Genomic DNA, 14,919 nt, shown 5'->3' with positions numbered 1-14,919 from the left:
TACTGTTCCTCTAACGACCAAAAGCAAAATAAAACTGTAGTTTTATTGATTAGAAAGATGCATTAAGCCCACTTGACTTGATCTCTCAACAATATATTCCTGCTTGTGAATATCCAAGACAATAGTCATAGTCTAGGTAGTTAATGGATTTGATTATGACAGACTATAAACGAGGTGTTTAAAAATGGATAAGCAAATTATTAAAAAAGTGACTGAATTGTTGGATGTTCCAGACTTATATACTTCTAATACATATGCTTTTACTGTAAACGGAGATAGACTCTTCAGACAAAGGTGGGAAGGCGGTCGGGACATACGTGGTGAGTTTGTATGCTCTGTTTCCCTCAGTGTTTTGGAACAAATTAAAAAGGTGATAACGGAGGCCGAGGGAGAAACGTTAGAACAAAAAGAAGGATTTCATGAGAAACTTATTGAGAATTATAGGGTGTTAAATATTTCAATATCCTCACCCGATACGATTAATTTTTATCGACAAGGAACCGAAGGTTTCCCATGGCCAGAAATTAAACAATGTATGGATAATAAATGGCCGTTTGTAGTTACACAAGAAATGATATCTTACTTGGATGGTGGGACTGAATTGAAGAAGATCAGTAGTGGTGCAACACTATTGCAAGATGTGAAATCAGCGCTACATAGAAATCAAAAAAGATTCGAGCAGGTAAAAGGTATTTATGAAGGTGAAAATTGCTATGTTAGTTCGTACACATTGACAAATGGAGACAATGTTTTATTCTACATCTACAGAGCGTCTGTAATGGAGATCCGATATTTACCTATTACAAGATAACGAAATTAATTCTACGTTTATTCATATAACCATCAATCCTCAAAAAGCTAAACCATGGGAGATTGTATGATGCTATTATAAATCTCTAATTCAAACAACAGGATCGAACTTGATTAAATGATGGTTAAACCTGTGATTCGCGATTCTATGGTCAGCAGATATGAATAACCTTACTGTGTGGAGGACTGCTAAGCTATTAAAGCTGTCCGTAAGGATTTTATAAATGGGAAAGCCGAGAATAATACCGATGAGTCCTCGCCTGCTAATTTAATGGCTTCTATGTCAAAGCTATGCTCTAATTGTAGTAATGTATTGAAGGAGTGGCTCAAGGACTGGGACTATCGTTGACCATGCAATGAAAATGAGGTGAATTTCCATTTAAACAAAAGTATAAAATGAAAAATATGCTTATCCGGCAAGGTCACGCCGCTCGCGCGGGTGGAGGCTGTAGAACTAGCCGGGGTTACGGTGCAGAACTGCACCCTTAACAACGTGGGCGATATTGAGCGCAAGAATCTGAAGTTTGCCCTGGGCACACGGGTGTTCATCCGCCGCTCCAATGATGTCATCCCCGAGATTCTGGGCAAGGTGACAGAAGAGAGTGACGGCGGGGAGATACTATTTCCTGAGGAGTGTCCGGCCTGCGGGTTCCCGCTGGAGATGCGCGGCGCTCATCTGTTCTGCAACAACAAGCTTGACTGCAAGCCGCAGATTGTCAGCCGGATTACCCATTTTGCGTCCAGAGATGCCATGGATATCGAGACGTTCAGTGAGAAGACGGCGGCTCAGCTGCATGAGGAGCTTAGTGTACGGGAGCCTGCGGATCTGTATGAGCTAACCTTCGACCAACTGGTGAAGCTGGAGCGGTTCGGAGAGAAGAAGGCGGCGAATCTGCTGAAGGCACTCGAAGACAGCAAAGGCAGAGATTTGGCATCCTTCCTCTATGCACTCGGCATTCCTAATACCGGCAAAGCCACAACAAGAATGCTGGCCGACCATTACCGCAGCCTGGAAGCCGTCATGTCTGCTACAGCGGAGGAGCTGGCCGGGCTGCCGGATATCGGGGGAATTGTGGCGGAGAGCATCGTGAATTATTTTGCCGACCCGTTCGTAGTGGTTAGCATCGACCGTATGCGTGCGCTGGGGGTAGAGGCCAAGGGGGCTGAAGCTCCGCGTGTAGTCAATACCAATACCTATTTCAGCGGCAAAACAGTTGTCCTGACCGGTTCCCTGCAAAAAATGACCCGCGAGGAAGCCGCCGAACGCCTGGAAGCTCTGGGAGCCAAGGTATCCGGCAGCGTCTCCAAGAAGACTGATCTGGTCATCGCCGGGGAGAAGGCAGGCAGCAAGCTGACCAAAGCCCAGCAGCTCGGCATTCAAGTCATTGAGGATGAAGACGAGCTGATCCGCTTGCTGGAGATGTAGAATAAGGATTATTAACGGATATTGAATGTAACAGAACAGGAGTCCTGTACTTCCTTTGCCTGACGGCGGAGGGATACAGGGCTTTTTATATGAATAGCCTTTATATGTCTCACATGAACATTTGATAATTTAATACAACACCATACTTATTTTGACAGTTAGTTAACCTTTCCAAGGTAAGCTTAGGCTTAGAACCGTCATAATGAGGAAGGGGTATATGATGAACAAGTTAATGAGGGGCATGATTGTTGGAGGATTGGCGGCAGCCGTAGTATCAGGAGCAACACTTGCAGGTGCGGCCAAGAGCCCGGCTAATTCCGGGGGTGCTGCCAAGGCCCAGTCTAGGAATCTTATCGTTCTGATCGGCGACGGCATGGGCCCGGCCCAAGTGTCTGCGGCAAGATATTTTCAGCAATATACCAAGGGTGTCAAGCACCTGAACCTCGATCCATACTACGTGGGACAAGCTACTACATATGCAGACCGGGGAGAGGACAGCGGTAAAATCGTATCCGGGATCGTCACAGACTCCGCCTCAGCCGGTACTGCATTTGCTACAGGCCATAAAACCTATAACGCGGGCATCAGCGTCTCGAATGAGGATGTCTCGAGGCCCTTTGCTTCTATTATCGAAGCTGCGGAGAGTGCGGGCAAGGCCACCGGCCTTGTGACCACTGCCCGTATCACCCATGCCACACCAGCCGTATACGCATCCCATGTCCGTAACCGTGACAATGAATCGGCGATTGCCTCACAGTATCTGGAGAGCGGAGTGGATGTGCTGATGGGCGGCGGGAAGCAGTTCTTCCTGACCAAGGATGAGAAGGGCAAGCGTACGGATAAGAACCTGCTGCCTGACTTCAAAGCCAAAGGCTACACGGTCGTTGAGAATACCACAGCCTTAAATGCACTCACTTCCAAGAATACCAAGGTGTTAGGCTTGTTCGGCAACTCCCATGTGGCTTATACTCCAGACCGCACTCCGGAAATTCCGAGCCTGGCAGCGATGACCTCCAAGGCACTGAATATTCTGTCCACGGATAAAGACGGCTTCGTCATGATGATTGAAGGCGGGCGTATCGACCATGCCGGTCATGCCAACGATCTGCCGACCCTCGTGCAGGAAGCACTCGACTTCGACGCAGCCTTCAAGGCAGCCGTTGATTTTGCGAAGAAAAACGGCAACACCTCCGTGGTGGTTACGGCTGACCATGAGACAGGCGGCCTCTCACTCTCACGTGACAATATCTATGAGATCAACATCGATCTGTGGAACAAGCAGAAGCATTCCTCTGAGACGCTGGCAGCGGATCTTGAAGCAGCGCAGACACCGGAAGAGATCCGCAAAATCGTAACCGCAAACACCTGGATTACAGATCTGACGGATGAGGAAGTTACCCAGATTATGAACGGTGACGGTTCTTCTTACAAACGGGAAGGTGCATATAATGCAGTGATTTCCAAGCGCCTGCTGGTGGGCTGGTCGGGTCATGGCCACTCTGCGGTGGATGTTGGGGTGTGGGCGTATGGCCCGATTGCTGACAAGGTGAAGGGACAGATCGACAATACGCAGATCGCAACGGCGGGCGCAGGAATACTGGGGCTGGATTTGAACAAGCGTTCCGCAGAGCTACAGTCGAAGTATGTCTATCCGAAGTTCAAAATCAGCCGCGACAATGAGGTGCTCTACCCGGCACAGCCACTGGTGAAGGCGCTTGGAGGAACCTATACAGGGACTGCTTCTGCTGCCAAGCTCGCTATTGGAAAGAATACGATCGAGGTCGATCTGACCGGTAAAACAGCGAAGCTGAACAGCAAAGCGGCCGCATACACAGTGGATGTGGATAACAATGTACTCTACCTTCCGCTTAGTGCGTTCAACCAGTTGAAGGGCACGACCTTAACCTGGGATGCGTTGTCCGAACGCATTGTACTCAGATAGGAGTGGCTCTTATTGCTCCAGATTCAGAATTTGACCAAACAATTCACAGTGGATGGCAGGGCTGTACCGATTCTTGATATCCCCCTTTGGAAGGTTGAAAAGGGAGAGCGCGTAGCCATTACCGGACCCAGCGGGTCCGGTAAAAGCACGCTTTTGCATCTGATCAGCGGCATCATGAGTGCAGACAGCGGCAGAATTGCCGTAGATGGGCAGCCGCTTCATGAGTTGAGCGAGGCGAAGCGCGATGCCTTACGTGCATCTGCTATCGGCTATGTGCTTCAAGACTTCCATTTGATTCCTTCGCTGACCGCGCGGCAGAATGTCGAGATTGCTATGACGGTCCAGCTTCCGCAAAAGGAGAGACGGCGCATAGTGGACGGCTGGCTGGAGCAGGTGGGCCTGGGGGGCCGCGGAAGACATCTGCCCTCCCAGCTCTCACGCGGGCAGCAGCAGCGCGTTGCCATTGTGAGGGCCATGGTGAATAACCCGCCGCTTCTGCTGGCGGATGAACCTACAGGCAGCTTGGACTGGGAGACGGCAGATGAGATTTCCTCTCTGCTCATGGAGCTTAGCGCGGCTCATGGACACACCTTAATCGTGGTAACCCATGACCTCAATATGGCTGAACGGTTTCCGCGCCGCTTGAACATCCGGGATATCAATGAAGTGCGCCGGGAGACGTTCCCCCGGCAACGGTCTTCGTCAGGTTCGGTGGACAAGGAGGGGATTTCACTATGAGCCTGTTCCGGCTCACGCTACGCAATGTGCTGCACCGGCGGTTCCTGTCCTTGCTCACCGTGTGTGCGGTGGCGATTACGGTGGCTTTTATCGTACTGCTTGTCCTGTCCCGGCAGAGTGTTGAGCAGGGGGCCAAGAAGGGTTATGGACCCTTTGATCTTGTCATAGGAGCTGCGGGCAGTGAGACACAACTGGTGCTCAATACCTTTTATCATATTGGCGCACCAACCGGGAATATCCCGCTCGCTGTTCTGGATCAGGCACGGCAGGACCCGTCTGTGGAAGCCGCCTTTGCGATGACCACAGGTGATAACTACAAGGGCTATCCCATTGTCGGGATAGATTCCGGTTATTTCTTCACCCGCTACGGCGGCAGCAAGCTGCAGGAAGGCAAGATGTATGCCGATACCGGTGATACGATTGTAGGCTCATATGTCGCCCGGTCCCTGGGACTGAAGGTAGGCGATACCTTTGCAGGGGCGCATGGACTTGTGCAGGGAGAAGACCACGAATCCGCAGAAGCTGAACATGAGGAGAATCATGGGACTGAGGAAGCAGCCGGACATGTGGAGGACGAAGAGCATGAAGAAGAACATGGCGAGGAGCATGCGCACGAGAGCTTCCAATACACCATAGCAGGCATTCTTCCTGAACTCCATACTCCCGATGACCGTGCGGTCTTTACAACGGTAGACTATGCCTGGGCTGTACACGGGCTGGCGCCTGAGGAGCGTGAGATTACAGCGGTGCTGGTTAAGCCGGCCAGTCTGCTGGGGGCCCATGATTTGAAGCAGGCGTTCGATGGCAGTAATGGTGTTCAGGCGGCGTATACCAGCAAGGCTGTGTCCGATGTGTTGAATGCAGTGGATCAGGGCTCCCGGCTGCTGGGGATGCTGACGGCCATTTGTGTGCTGCTCGCCGGTATTGCGATTCTATTATCGCTCGTTGCAGCAGCCTCGGAGCGGACCAAGGATGTGGGAATACTGCGTCTTCTCGGAAAATCACGGGCCTACGTATGGCTGACCTTAACGGCAGAAGGCCTGCTGGTAACAACAACTGGGCTCAGCGCAGGGCTTGTGATCGGTCATCTCGGAGCTTATCTGCTCAAGGACATGCTGTTCTCGCAGGCGGGCATTCAAATCGAGCCCTACCACTGGACACCGGAGCATTGGCTTATTGTGCTTGGGGCGCTGGCTATAGGTCTGCTGTCCTCGCTTGGACCGGCCTTCCGGATGTACCGGATGCATCCGCTCGCCTTGTTCAAATCATAGGAGGTACGTTCAATTGATACGACTACAAGGAAGATTGATTCTGCTGTCAGGAGCTGTGATAGGTATGCTGCTGCTTCAGGCATGTGGCCAGAATACTGCTACCGAAGGCAGCGGGGAGTCCTTTGCGGCGGTGGCGGAAGCTCCGCAGAGCTCTGAGGAAGTCACGGCGGAAGCAGAGACGTCCGCATCCCCTACCCCGCAGGCCACTGCTCAAGTTGCCAAAGGCGGGGCTGCTGCGTCTGCTGTTCCAACCAATGGTACGGATTCTGGACCCGAGGTGAAGATTACGTTCAAGCCGTCTCCCGCGCCAACTGCTGCACCAGTTGGGACTTCTACCCGGAAGGCTTCCAGGAAGACCGTAACTACTGCCCCGAGTCCGGCCGCCTCTTCTTCTGTACAAAGCCCCCGCCCAGCGGTAGCGGTTAAGGATACCGGGGGGAGCGGCGCTGTAGCGGAACCCGTCAAGGCTGGATCTGCTCCGGCATTAAGCGTGTCACCGTCACCGTCCCCGTCAGTGGCACCAGAGGCAGCGGCTCCAGCGGTTGCTGCCTCCATAGGGAATACGGCCATAGACTGGAACGGTTTTTTTGACGGAGACGATCAGACCCGGCCCTCAGAGCACTTCTGGGATCTCAGCGGACAGCAGGTAACCATTAAGGGATTTATGGGTGAGGTCCTTTCTTTTGAGAAAAACTGGTTTCTGCTTATTCCCGAACCAGGTGCAGAGTGTCCGTTCGATAACGGGGATGAGACCTACTGGAACAAGATTATGATCGTGTTTGTTCCTGAAGGCAGTAAGCTGCGCTACACCTCAGGTCCGCTGGAAATATCGGGGCGCCTGGATGTTGGAATCAAGATCGACGAGTCCGGCTACAAAACCATGTTCCGCCTGTACGACGCTTCATTCACAAGCCTGTAATCCATTAAGCAAGAACAAAAAAACCTCCAAATCCCTAATTGGGAAAGGAGGTTTTTTGTTCTAAAATAGGGGACAAAAGCTACATTATACCCGTTTCGCACCCGGCAGCCAGGCATCTTTATCGTACCCCCGCTGTTCCCAGTACCCGACATAATCTTCATTGATTAACTCAATCCGGTTCAGCCATTTGACTGATTTATAGGCATACATTTGCGGAGTAACGAGACGAACCGGCCCGCCGAGCTGATTGGGGATAGGTTTGCCATCGTGCATCACGGCCACCATGATATCGTCCATCCTCGCCTGATCCAGGGTGAGTGAGTCCGTATAGACACCGTCTCCCGAGTAGAACTTGACCATGACGGCCCCGGGCTGCACACCGGCCATATCGAGCAGCTTGGAGAGGGGGAGGCCCTCCCATGTATTTTTGTACACAGACCAGCCTGTCACGCAGTGAAAATCACTGACCTGCACCTCGCGCTGCAGCTTGACGAACTCTTCCCAGTTCCAGCTCAGCTTCTTATCCACCAGGCCATCAATGGTAAAAGACCAGTTGGAGTTGTCGAACGCAGGAATGGCCGTGACTGTATATACGCGAAAGCTGCCCTCGGCTCCCCCGCCGATAGGAGGTGCCGATTCCGCCAGCGGAACAGGGTCAGGAATCAATGCATTGGCATTGGTTGCCGCATAGTCGGCTGTACCCGGGAACTGCAGGGATTTACCGATCCAGCGGACAAAAGTGGGACCGAGCGTGACAGCAAGCCCTGCGCCTACCGCAACTTTGATGAAACCACGGCGTGAATACATAGGCTGGGCTTCAGATGGAGCCACAGGCCGCGCCCGTCCTGCGGGAGATGAGGTCTCTTCTAGAGGTACAGCTTCTGCCATAATCGTGCGCTTCTTGGGCTCCTTCAGCCACTTCACCCGGGTAATGGAGTGATAGATGATTATTGGCAGGCCGGCCCAGGTTAGCAGATCATGAATGAATAACGCAGTATTCGCTGCTCTAGGCCCGGCGAGCCTGAACTGCCAGAGTACAACCCCTGAGATCAGCCAGCCGATCAAAAGCGTAAGCACAAAGAGGACATTGGCTTTTTGCGCAGTTTTACCCTTCAGCCGCTTCCAGTGCTTGGCCGCCAGGAGCAGATAATAGACCACAGGGATCAACAGCGCCAGACCGAACCCGATATGGCCCCATTTTAGCCACACTCTCCCCTCACCCAGCAGTTCTCTCCAGAAGCCGCCCACCAGCATCAGACCACTAACGGCAAGGATTAAGACCAGCCAGGCATTCCACAAGTGAATCGAGACGAGCTTCTTGCCGTATCCTTTGCGGATGCCGGTCAATATTTTTTTCACCTGCAGTCCCTCCCGTTGATGAATAAGTGTCCAACATCATATTAATTTAAGTTTTAACTAATTGTACCGCAAAAAAACACCGCTGAATAATATTATCCCGATCAAGCCCGACCGTATGGTTGCCTTCTCTGAACTTTTTCTTATAGACTAATGGAAAGAGCTAAGGAAAGGATTAAATGCCCGTGAACCAAGAAACGATACTGCTGGTGGATGATGAAGTGGAGATTGTGGAACTGCTGGATATCTATTTTCGCAATGAGGGGTACCGGCTGCTTAAGGCATTTGACGGAAGGGAGGCGCTTGAATGCCTTGGCAAGGAAGAGGTGGATCTCATTATACTCGATGTGATGATGCCACATATGGATGGGATTGCCGCCTGCATGAAGATTCGTGAAGAACGCAACATGCCGATCATTATGCTCTCCGCCAAGAATGCCGATATGGACAAAATCCTTGGACTCAGCATCGGTGCAGACGATTATGTGGGCAAGCCGTTTAATCCGCTGGAACTGGTGGCGCGGGCCAAATCGCAGCTGCGCCGTTACCATAAATTGAATCGGGACACTTCTGCCAGAACGAATGAGCACGAATTGATCTTTGAAGATTTGCTGATAGATACACTTCGACATGAGGTAAGTGTAGACAATCGCAAGGTGAAGCTGACACCCCGCGAGTTTTCTATCCTGGAACTTCTTGCGCGGCATCAGGGACAGGTGCTCAGTATGGAGCAGATTTATCTGAAAGTGTGGAATGAGCCTTTTCTGGATGGTGGCAATACCGTGATGGTGCATGTCCGCAATATCCGCGATAAAATCGAGCTGGACGCAAAGCAACCCCGTTATGTGCAGACCGTATGGGGCATTGGCTACAAACTGGATCATCCATCCTGAAAGCTGAGGGGAACTGTAGTGAACACCAAATATATAAGCACCATCCGCTGGAAGTTTATCTGGGCCTTTGTGCTAAGTATTTTTTCGGGGGCAGCTCTGCTTTTGGCTGGCTATCGGCTGGTCAATTCCTTAGTTTATCTGAAGCCGGCGGAGCCCTCCGCGCTGTACTCGCTTACTTTAAAATGGATAATCAACCATATCGGTTCAGCGCCGCTGATGACTGCTGTCGGGATTGCCAGCTTCCTGATTTTCTTCTTCATCTATACGCGTAAAATCGTGTCGTACCTCGAAGAGATCACCAGCGGTATCCAGCAGATCACGAAGCTTGATGAATCGCACCGGATTGAGGTTCGAACGTCGGACGAGTTGGGGGTACTTGCAGAGAATATCAATATTATGTCTGAGCGGCTACAGCATTCGCTGCTGGAAGAACGCAGGGCTGTCGAGTCCAAAAACGAGCTGATTACCGGTGTATCGCATGATCTCCGCACTCCGTTGACCTCGGTGCTTGGGTTTTTAGAATATATTGAACAGGACCGCTGCCGGGAAGAGACGGAGATACGTTACTATGTAGGGATTGCCTATCAGAAGTCATTGGTGCTGCGCAAGCTGATTGACGACTTGTTTGAATACACGCGGGTTAACAGCAGCAGACTGCCGTTAGTGCTGGAACGGCTCGATCTCAAGGCATTTATGCGCCAGCTTGCGGAGGAATCGGTTCCGGCACTGACCCGTGAAGGCATGACTTATGAACTGCAGGATGATACCGAATCGCTGTGGATTGAAGCGGCTCCTTATGAATTGGTACGTGCGTATGAGAATCTGATTGCCAATGCGATCCGGTACGGGAAGGACGGGAAACGGCTTGAGATTGGACTCAGCTGTGAAGGTAACGATGCAGTTGTGCGGATCAGTAATTTCGGCGAGATGATTGCGGAGGGGGATCTTCCACATATTTTTGAGCGGTTCTACCGGGCGGAGCGCTCCAGATCGCAGATTACCGGGGGATCGGGATTGGGTCTGGCGATTACCAAGGGAATTGTGGAAAGGCACCATGGGGAGATTACGGCTCACAGCACCAGATCCCGGACTGACTTTGTTACCCGATTTCCGGTATCCTCCTGACAATCTTCAGTATTTCTTAAGAAGTGGCAATGGTGTTTCTTAAGATTTAGCCGATATCCTTGGGCTATGGGATGAGACCCGGGGAGGCAGGAGAAATTGGCTGATGTCAAAAATACACACGATCCGCACACTTTACCTCTACATATTCTGCGGTAGCGCTCTGCTTAGTGCAGGGCTGTTGCTTCTTATGCGGGGGATTTTTACTATGCTCTACTCCTGGTATACGCCGGAATCGGCTGCGCTGTTTGTCCGTTTCATGCATTGGATCATCAATCATATCGGCGCAAGACCGGCGGCTGTCATGATGTTCACCGTTGTATGTGCAGGGCTGTTCCTGCTCCGTTCACAAAAAGCAGCCAACGATACCACCGCGCTACTGCGCGCCGCAGAACAACTGGCGGTTCACGGCTCCTGTGAGCTTATGGACCTTGAGGTGCAATCGGGTGGGGAATTCAGACGGCTGGCCGCTAGCCTGCGCCGGATTCATCAGGTCGGATTGCGGCCAGCAGCGGCCCCTGCACCGCAAATACAAATGCAGGAGCCGGATGCACAAGAGTTCATAGCGCTTATTTTGCGGACACGGGCGTTGATCCGCACGCTGGAACAGACAGTGGCGGAGTCAGAGGAAGAGGCCAATATTATCCCCGGTGCAGTTCTGCAGCATCTGGTGATGGCTAAGCACGAGGCGTTGGGGCTGGAAAAGCTTCTGGAGAATTGGACTCGGCAGGTATGAGTATGGGAACAGGACGGAGATTACTGCTACGTATTTGCTATACCGTTTTTGATCTGACAGTCCTCCTTGCCATTCTCATGCTAGCAGGAATTATCTATATGAGTCAGTATGGAAAGCTGATGCTGGACCGTTATCCGGAGAAAATGATTTTACCGGAATCAAGCGTCATTATGGCCTCTGACGGAACAGTGTTGCGGAGAATACCACTGCCTGAAACGGGCTATCGAATCAAAGCAGGACTAGGAGAAATGCCGCAGCTGCTCATAGATACTTTCATTGCTGTTGAGGACCGCCGTTTTTACAGCCATAAAGGTCTGGACTACCAGGGAATAGCCCGTGCATTAGTCAACAATACCGTACGGATGGGGGTATCTGAGGGTGGAAGCAGCATCACCCAGCAGCTGGCAAGAGGGTTGTATCTGAACCGGGGGCAGAATCTGCTGCGTAAGCTGAACGAAGCCTCGATAGCATTGACCCTGGAGAAGCAGTTATCGAAGGATGAGATTCTGCAGTTGTATCTCAACCAAATTTATATGGGACAAGGGCAATATGGGGTGAAATCTGCAGCGGAGCGTTATTTTGGTATAACTGATATGAAGCATTTGGAGATCGGGCAGATCGCAACGCTGGCGGCTATTCCCAAAGGACCCTCCATCTATAACCCAGTAGACAACCTTGAATTGTCAGCAGGCAGACGGGATCTGGTCCTGCGGATTATGCAGCAGCACAAGCTGATAACAACCGAGCAGATGAGGGCAGCCATGAAAGGCCCCTATATCCCACCAGTTAAGGATAAGACAGAGATTGTCGGGGCGTCGTATATGGATGCGGCAATTAAGGAAGCAATGAGGCAGACAGGGTTATCGCGAAAGGAGCTGTGCGCAGGCGGATATACGCTGGTGACGGGCATGAATATTGAGGCGCAGCGTGCTATGGAGCGGGCATTCTCACAGGAGGAGGCATTTCCGCCGGATGGCAAAAACCAGAGAGCTGAAGCAGCCATGGTCATCATGGACCAGCGGAACGGTGAAGTGGCTGCACTGTTGGGCGGGCGAAACCCGAGTACAGGCGGTCTGAACAGAGCCGTAACTCCTTCCCGGCAGCCAGGCTCCGCGCTCAAACCCATTATAGATTATGGTCCGGCGCTGGAGAGCGGAAAATATACGCCGGACAGTCTCCTGCCTGACATTAAAACAACCTATGGCAGCTACAGTCCGGCTAATCTGAACGGTGTATATCGTGGGCAGGTGAGCATGAGGGTTGCCCTGCAGCAGTCCATTAATGCCCCAGCGGTATGGTTGCTGAAGCAGGTGGGGGTCAGCTATGCCCGTGGCTTTGCCGTCAGGTTGGGAATGGAACTCGCTGCAGAAGACAACCATCTGGCCATTGCCCTTGGAGGTCTGCATAGCGGGGTTTCTCCGCTCATGATGGCTCAAGCTTACACCGTCTTTGCCAATGGAGGCATTCTTAACAAGGCGTATCTGGTGCGTAGTATCAGGAATTCGCAGAACCAGGTGGTGTATTCACATGTCGCTGCGCCGCAGCAAGCCATTTCTGTACGTACCGCGGCGGATATGACCGCCATGCTCCGTCAGGCAGTGAGTGAAGGGACGGGCAGACGGGCGCGAATGGATGTTACGGTCGCCGGTAAGACAGGAACCACGCAGTTGGATCTGCCAGGAGTCCCCGGCAAGGCAAACCGGGATTTATGGTTTGTAGGCTATACCCCTAGATGGACCGCAGCGGTATGGATGGGCTTCGACCACTCTGATCCGGACAACTACATGACTGCCGGCAGCGGGTTTGCGGCTGCTATGTTCTCCAAGGTTCTCTCCATGCTATGAATAGATTTGCTTATTCGGCTGCCCATTCCTCCAGCTTCTTATCACCGGGCAGCAGCAGAGCCAGCAGGCCAAGCAGCGGCAGGAAGCCGCAGGCTACGAACACCGTGGCGATTCCGATCGTGTCGATCAGATGCCCAATTACGACAGAGCCAATTCCGCCAAGCCCGAAGGCAAGGCCGGTAATCAGACCCGAGACCGTCCCGATATTGCCCGGATACAGCATCTGCGCGTAGATCACAGTGACGGAGAAGCTGGATAGTAGAATGAACCCGGAGATAATCAGCAGCACGGCCGCCCAGAACTGGTTCACAAAAGGCAGGGCCAGCGCAAACGGCACCGTCCCGATCATCGACACCAGGATGAGATTGCGGCGGCCGAAACGGTCTGCAAGCGGGCCCCCGAAGAAGGTACCGACAGCGCCGGCAGCGAGATAGATGAAGATATAGATCTGCGCCTTATCCAGCGTCATCCCGTATTTGTCCATTAAGTAGAAGGCATAGTACCCGCCGATGGAGGCGCCGTACCAGGATCGCACGAATACGATGAAGACCAGAATAACTGTTGTAATGAGGATACGTTTGCTGCGGGCAGGGTCGATGGAGCGTGTTGCTGACTTTTTGCGGAAGGTATATCCGGCATCCAGCATCTCACGGTACCAGCGGGCCACATAGGCCTGAATGGCCACTCCGGCAGCGGCGATAACAGTGAATCCGAGAGCGCCTATCTGCCCGAAGGGAATGAATACCCACTTCATTAATAGAGGACCCAAGGCTTGACCGGCGTTGCCGCCCACCTGAAATATGGATTGCGACAACCCCTTGCGCTGACCGGCAGCCATATGAGCCACGCGCATCCCTTCCGGATGGAACGCAGCTGATCCGAAGCCCACAAGCATTACGGACACAATCACTAATACATAATTACCGGCAAAAGCAAGCAGAAAGACCCCGGCAAAGGTGCAGCACATCCCCAGCGGCAGCAGGATCGGACGCGGCTTCCGGTCAGCGGCGAAGCCGATAATAGGCTGTATCACCGAGGAGGTGAGGTTCAGTGCGAACGCAATCCAGCCGATCTGGGCGTAGGAGAGCACCAGGTTATCTTTCAGTACAGGGAACATCGCCGGAATCAGTGCCTGAATGGAATCGTTGAATAAATGAACAAAGCTGACGGCGAGCAAAATGCGGTAGATGGTAGCCTGCTGCAGATTGCGTGATTCCTCCAGGGGGCTGGAGGGAGCTTGAGGCAGAGTCTTATTGGACATTGGAACTCCTTTCAGGAACAGCTAATAAGTAAGGTGCTTATGGATATTAAGATAAATTCTATTGTAGCGACAAATGAAGCACTATGGGAATCAATTTGTGCAGGGCAGCGGTCAACTATTCATTATTACCTCAAAAAAAGTGGTGCCTAATCTTCTTTTAAAAAAAGACTTGCAAACGTTTGGAGCGCATGATATATTATCTCTTGTGCTTATGAGACATCGACGCTGAATTGAGCGGCGGAAGAAAAATAAGTTGACAACAAACGTAATAAAATGATATGATCTAATTCCTGTGCAAGATACATAACGTTGAAATGCCGGGAGCAAGTTCTTTGAAAACTGAACAAATGGAACGCTTTGATTTTTACAAGATTCATTTAATGAATCGTCAGTTTCAAAATGAGCAATCGCTCTTTCTATACTGTATCCTCTTCATCCGCTCAGCTTGAGCTGGACCGAAGAGGATACAGGTGACGCTTACTTCGTAAGCGTCCTAATTGGAGAGTTTGATCCTGGCTCAGGACGAACGCTGGCGGCATGCCTAATACATGCAAGTCGAGCGGAGTTATGATGGAGCTTGCTCCTGATTAACTTAGCGGCG

Annotated in this window: 11 protein-coding genes, 1 rRNA gene and 1 pseudogene; 11 read left to right on the top strand and 2 right to left on the bottom strand. The window is 51.8% G+C overall.

What is annotated here, in order from left to right; all coding sequences use genetic code 11:
- Nucleotides 1–184: 184 nt before the first annotated feature.
- The 6 genes and pseudogenes from ACFSX3_RS17555 to ACFSX3_RS17530 all read left to right on the top strand — a co-directional run bounded on the left by ACFSX3_RS17555 (nt 185) and on the right by ACFSX3_RS17530 (nt 7,106).
- A complete protein-coding gene (locus ACFSX3_RS17555; protein ID WP_209988587.1) occupies nt 185–811 on the top strand; it encodes a hypothetical protein in 627 nt (208 codons plus the stop codon).
- 411 nt (nt 812–1,222) lie between these two features.
- Nucleotides 1,223–2,236, top strand: a pseudogene (ligA, locus tag ACFSX3_RS17550) (NAD-dependent DNA ligase LigA); the annotation flags it as partial.
- A 220-nt stretch (nt 2,237–2,456) separates the two neighbouring features.
- A complete protein-coding gene (locus ACFSX3_RS17545; protein ID WP_379258566.1) occupies nt 2,457–4,178 on the top strand; it encodes an alkaline phosphatase in 1,722 nt (573 codons plus the stop codon).
- A gap of 12 nt (nt 4,179–4,190) precedes the next feature.
- Complete coding sequence (locus ACFSX3_RS17540) at nt 4,191–4,916, top strand: ABC transporter ATP-binding protein (protein ID WP_209988580.1); 726 nt, start codon at nt 4,191–4,193, stop codon at nt 4,914–4,916.
- Nucleotides 4,913–6,187, top strand: a complete 1,275-nt coding sequence (locus ACFSX3_RS17535; RefSeq protein ID WP_209988577.1) for an ABC transporter permease — start codon at nt 4,913–4,915, stop codon at nt 6,185–6,187. The genes ACFSX3_RS17540 and ACFSX3_RS17535 overlap by 4 nt, the downstream gene beginning before the upstream one ends.
- Nucleotides 6,188–6,200: 13 nt before the next feature.
- Entirely contained in the window at nt 6,201–7,106 is a 906-nt protein-coding gene (locus ACFSX3_RS17530; RefSeq protein ID WP_379254813.1) for a hypothetical protein, read from the top strand.
- Nucleotides 7,107–7,190: 84 nt separating this feature from the next.
- On the opposite strand, the gene ACFSX3_RS17525 is transcribed toward ACFSX3_RS17530, so the two are convergent.
- Nucleotides 7,191–8,465 (bottom strand): molybdopterin-dependent oxidoreductase, encoded by a 1,275-nt coding sequence (locus ACFSX3_RS17525; protein ID WP_209988574.1) that lies wholly within the window; start codon nt 8,463–8,465, stop codon nt 7,191–7,193.
- Nucleotides 8,466–8,647: 182 nt separating this feature from the next.
- On the opposite strand from ACFSX3_RS17525, the gene ACFSX3_RS17520 reads away from it, so the two are divergent.
- From ACFSX3_RS17520 to ACFSX3_RS17505, 4 genes are all read left to right on the top strand, one after another.
- The gene (locus ACFSX3_RS17520) at nt 8,648–9,355 is read left to right on the top strand and encodes a response regulator transcription factor (RefSeq protein WP_036694776.1); all 708 of its coding nucleotides are present in this window, start codon (nt 8,648–8,650) and stop codon (nt 9,353–9,355) included.
- A gap of 18 nt (nt 9,356–9,373) precedes the next feature.
- Nucleotides 9,374–10,480 carry a sensor histidine kinase gene (locus ACFSX3_RS17515; protein WP_209988572.1) on the top strand — a complete coding sequence of 369 codons (1,107 nt, stop codon included), beginning with the start codon at nt 9,374–9,376 and terminating at the stop codon, nt 10,478–10,480.
- A 103-nt stretch (nt 10,481–10,583) separates the two neighbouring features.
- The gene (locus ACFSX3_RS17510) at nt 10,584–11,213 is read left to right on the top strand and encodes a hypothetical protein (RefSeq protein ID WP_209988569.1); all 630 of its coding nucleotides are present in this window, start codon (nt 10,584–10,586) and stop codon (nt 11,211–11,213) included.
- 98 nt (nt 11,214–11,311) lie between these two features.
- The gene (locus ACFSX3_RS17505) at nt 11,312–13,057 is read left to right on the top strand and encodes a transglycosylase domain-containing protein (RefSeq protein WP_379254825.1); all 1,746 of its coding nucleotides are present in this window, start codon (nt 11,312–11,314) and stop codon (nt 13,055–13,057) included.
- 10 nt (nt 13,058–13,067) lie between these two features.
- Here the strand turns inward: ACFSX3_RS17505 and ACFSX3_RS17500 are convergent, their stop codons facing one another.
- The gene (locus ACFSX3_RS17500) at nt 13,068–14,318 is read right to left on the bottom strand and encodes an MFS transporter (protein WP_209988565.1); all 1,251 of its coding nucleotides are present in this window, start codon (nt 14,316–14,318) and stop codon (nt 13,068–13,070) included.
- A gap of 494 nt (nt 14,319–14,812) precedes the next feature.
- Between ACFSX3_RS17500 and ACFSX3_RS17495 the strand changes: the two genes are divergently transcribed.
- Nucleotides 14,813–14,919, top strand: a 16S ribosomal RNA gene (locus ACFSX3_RS17495); the annotation flags it as partial.

It is taken from the genome of Paenibacillus rhizoplanae (assembly GCF_042684125.1).
Lineage (GTDB): Bacteria > Bacillota > Bacilli > Paenibacillales > Paenibacillaceae > Paenibacillus_AQ > Paenibacillus_AQ rhizoplanae.
Note: the sequence above shows the minus strand (reverse complement) of the source record. Positions and strands in the feature narration are given on the sequence as shown.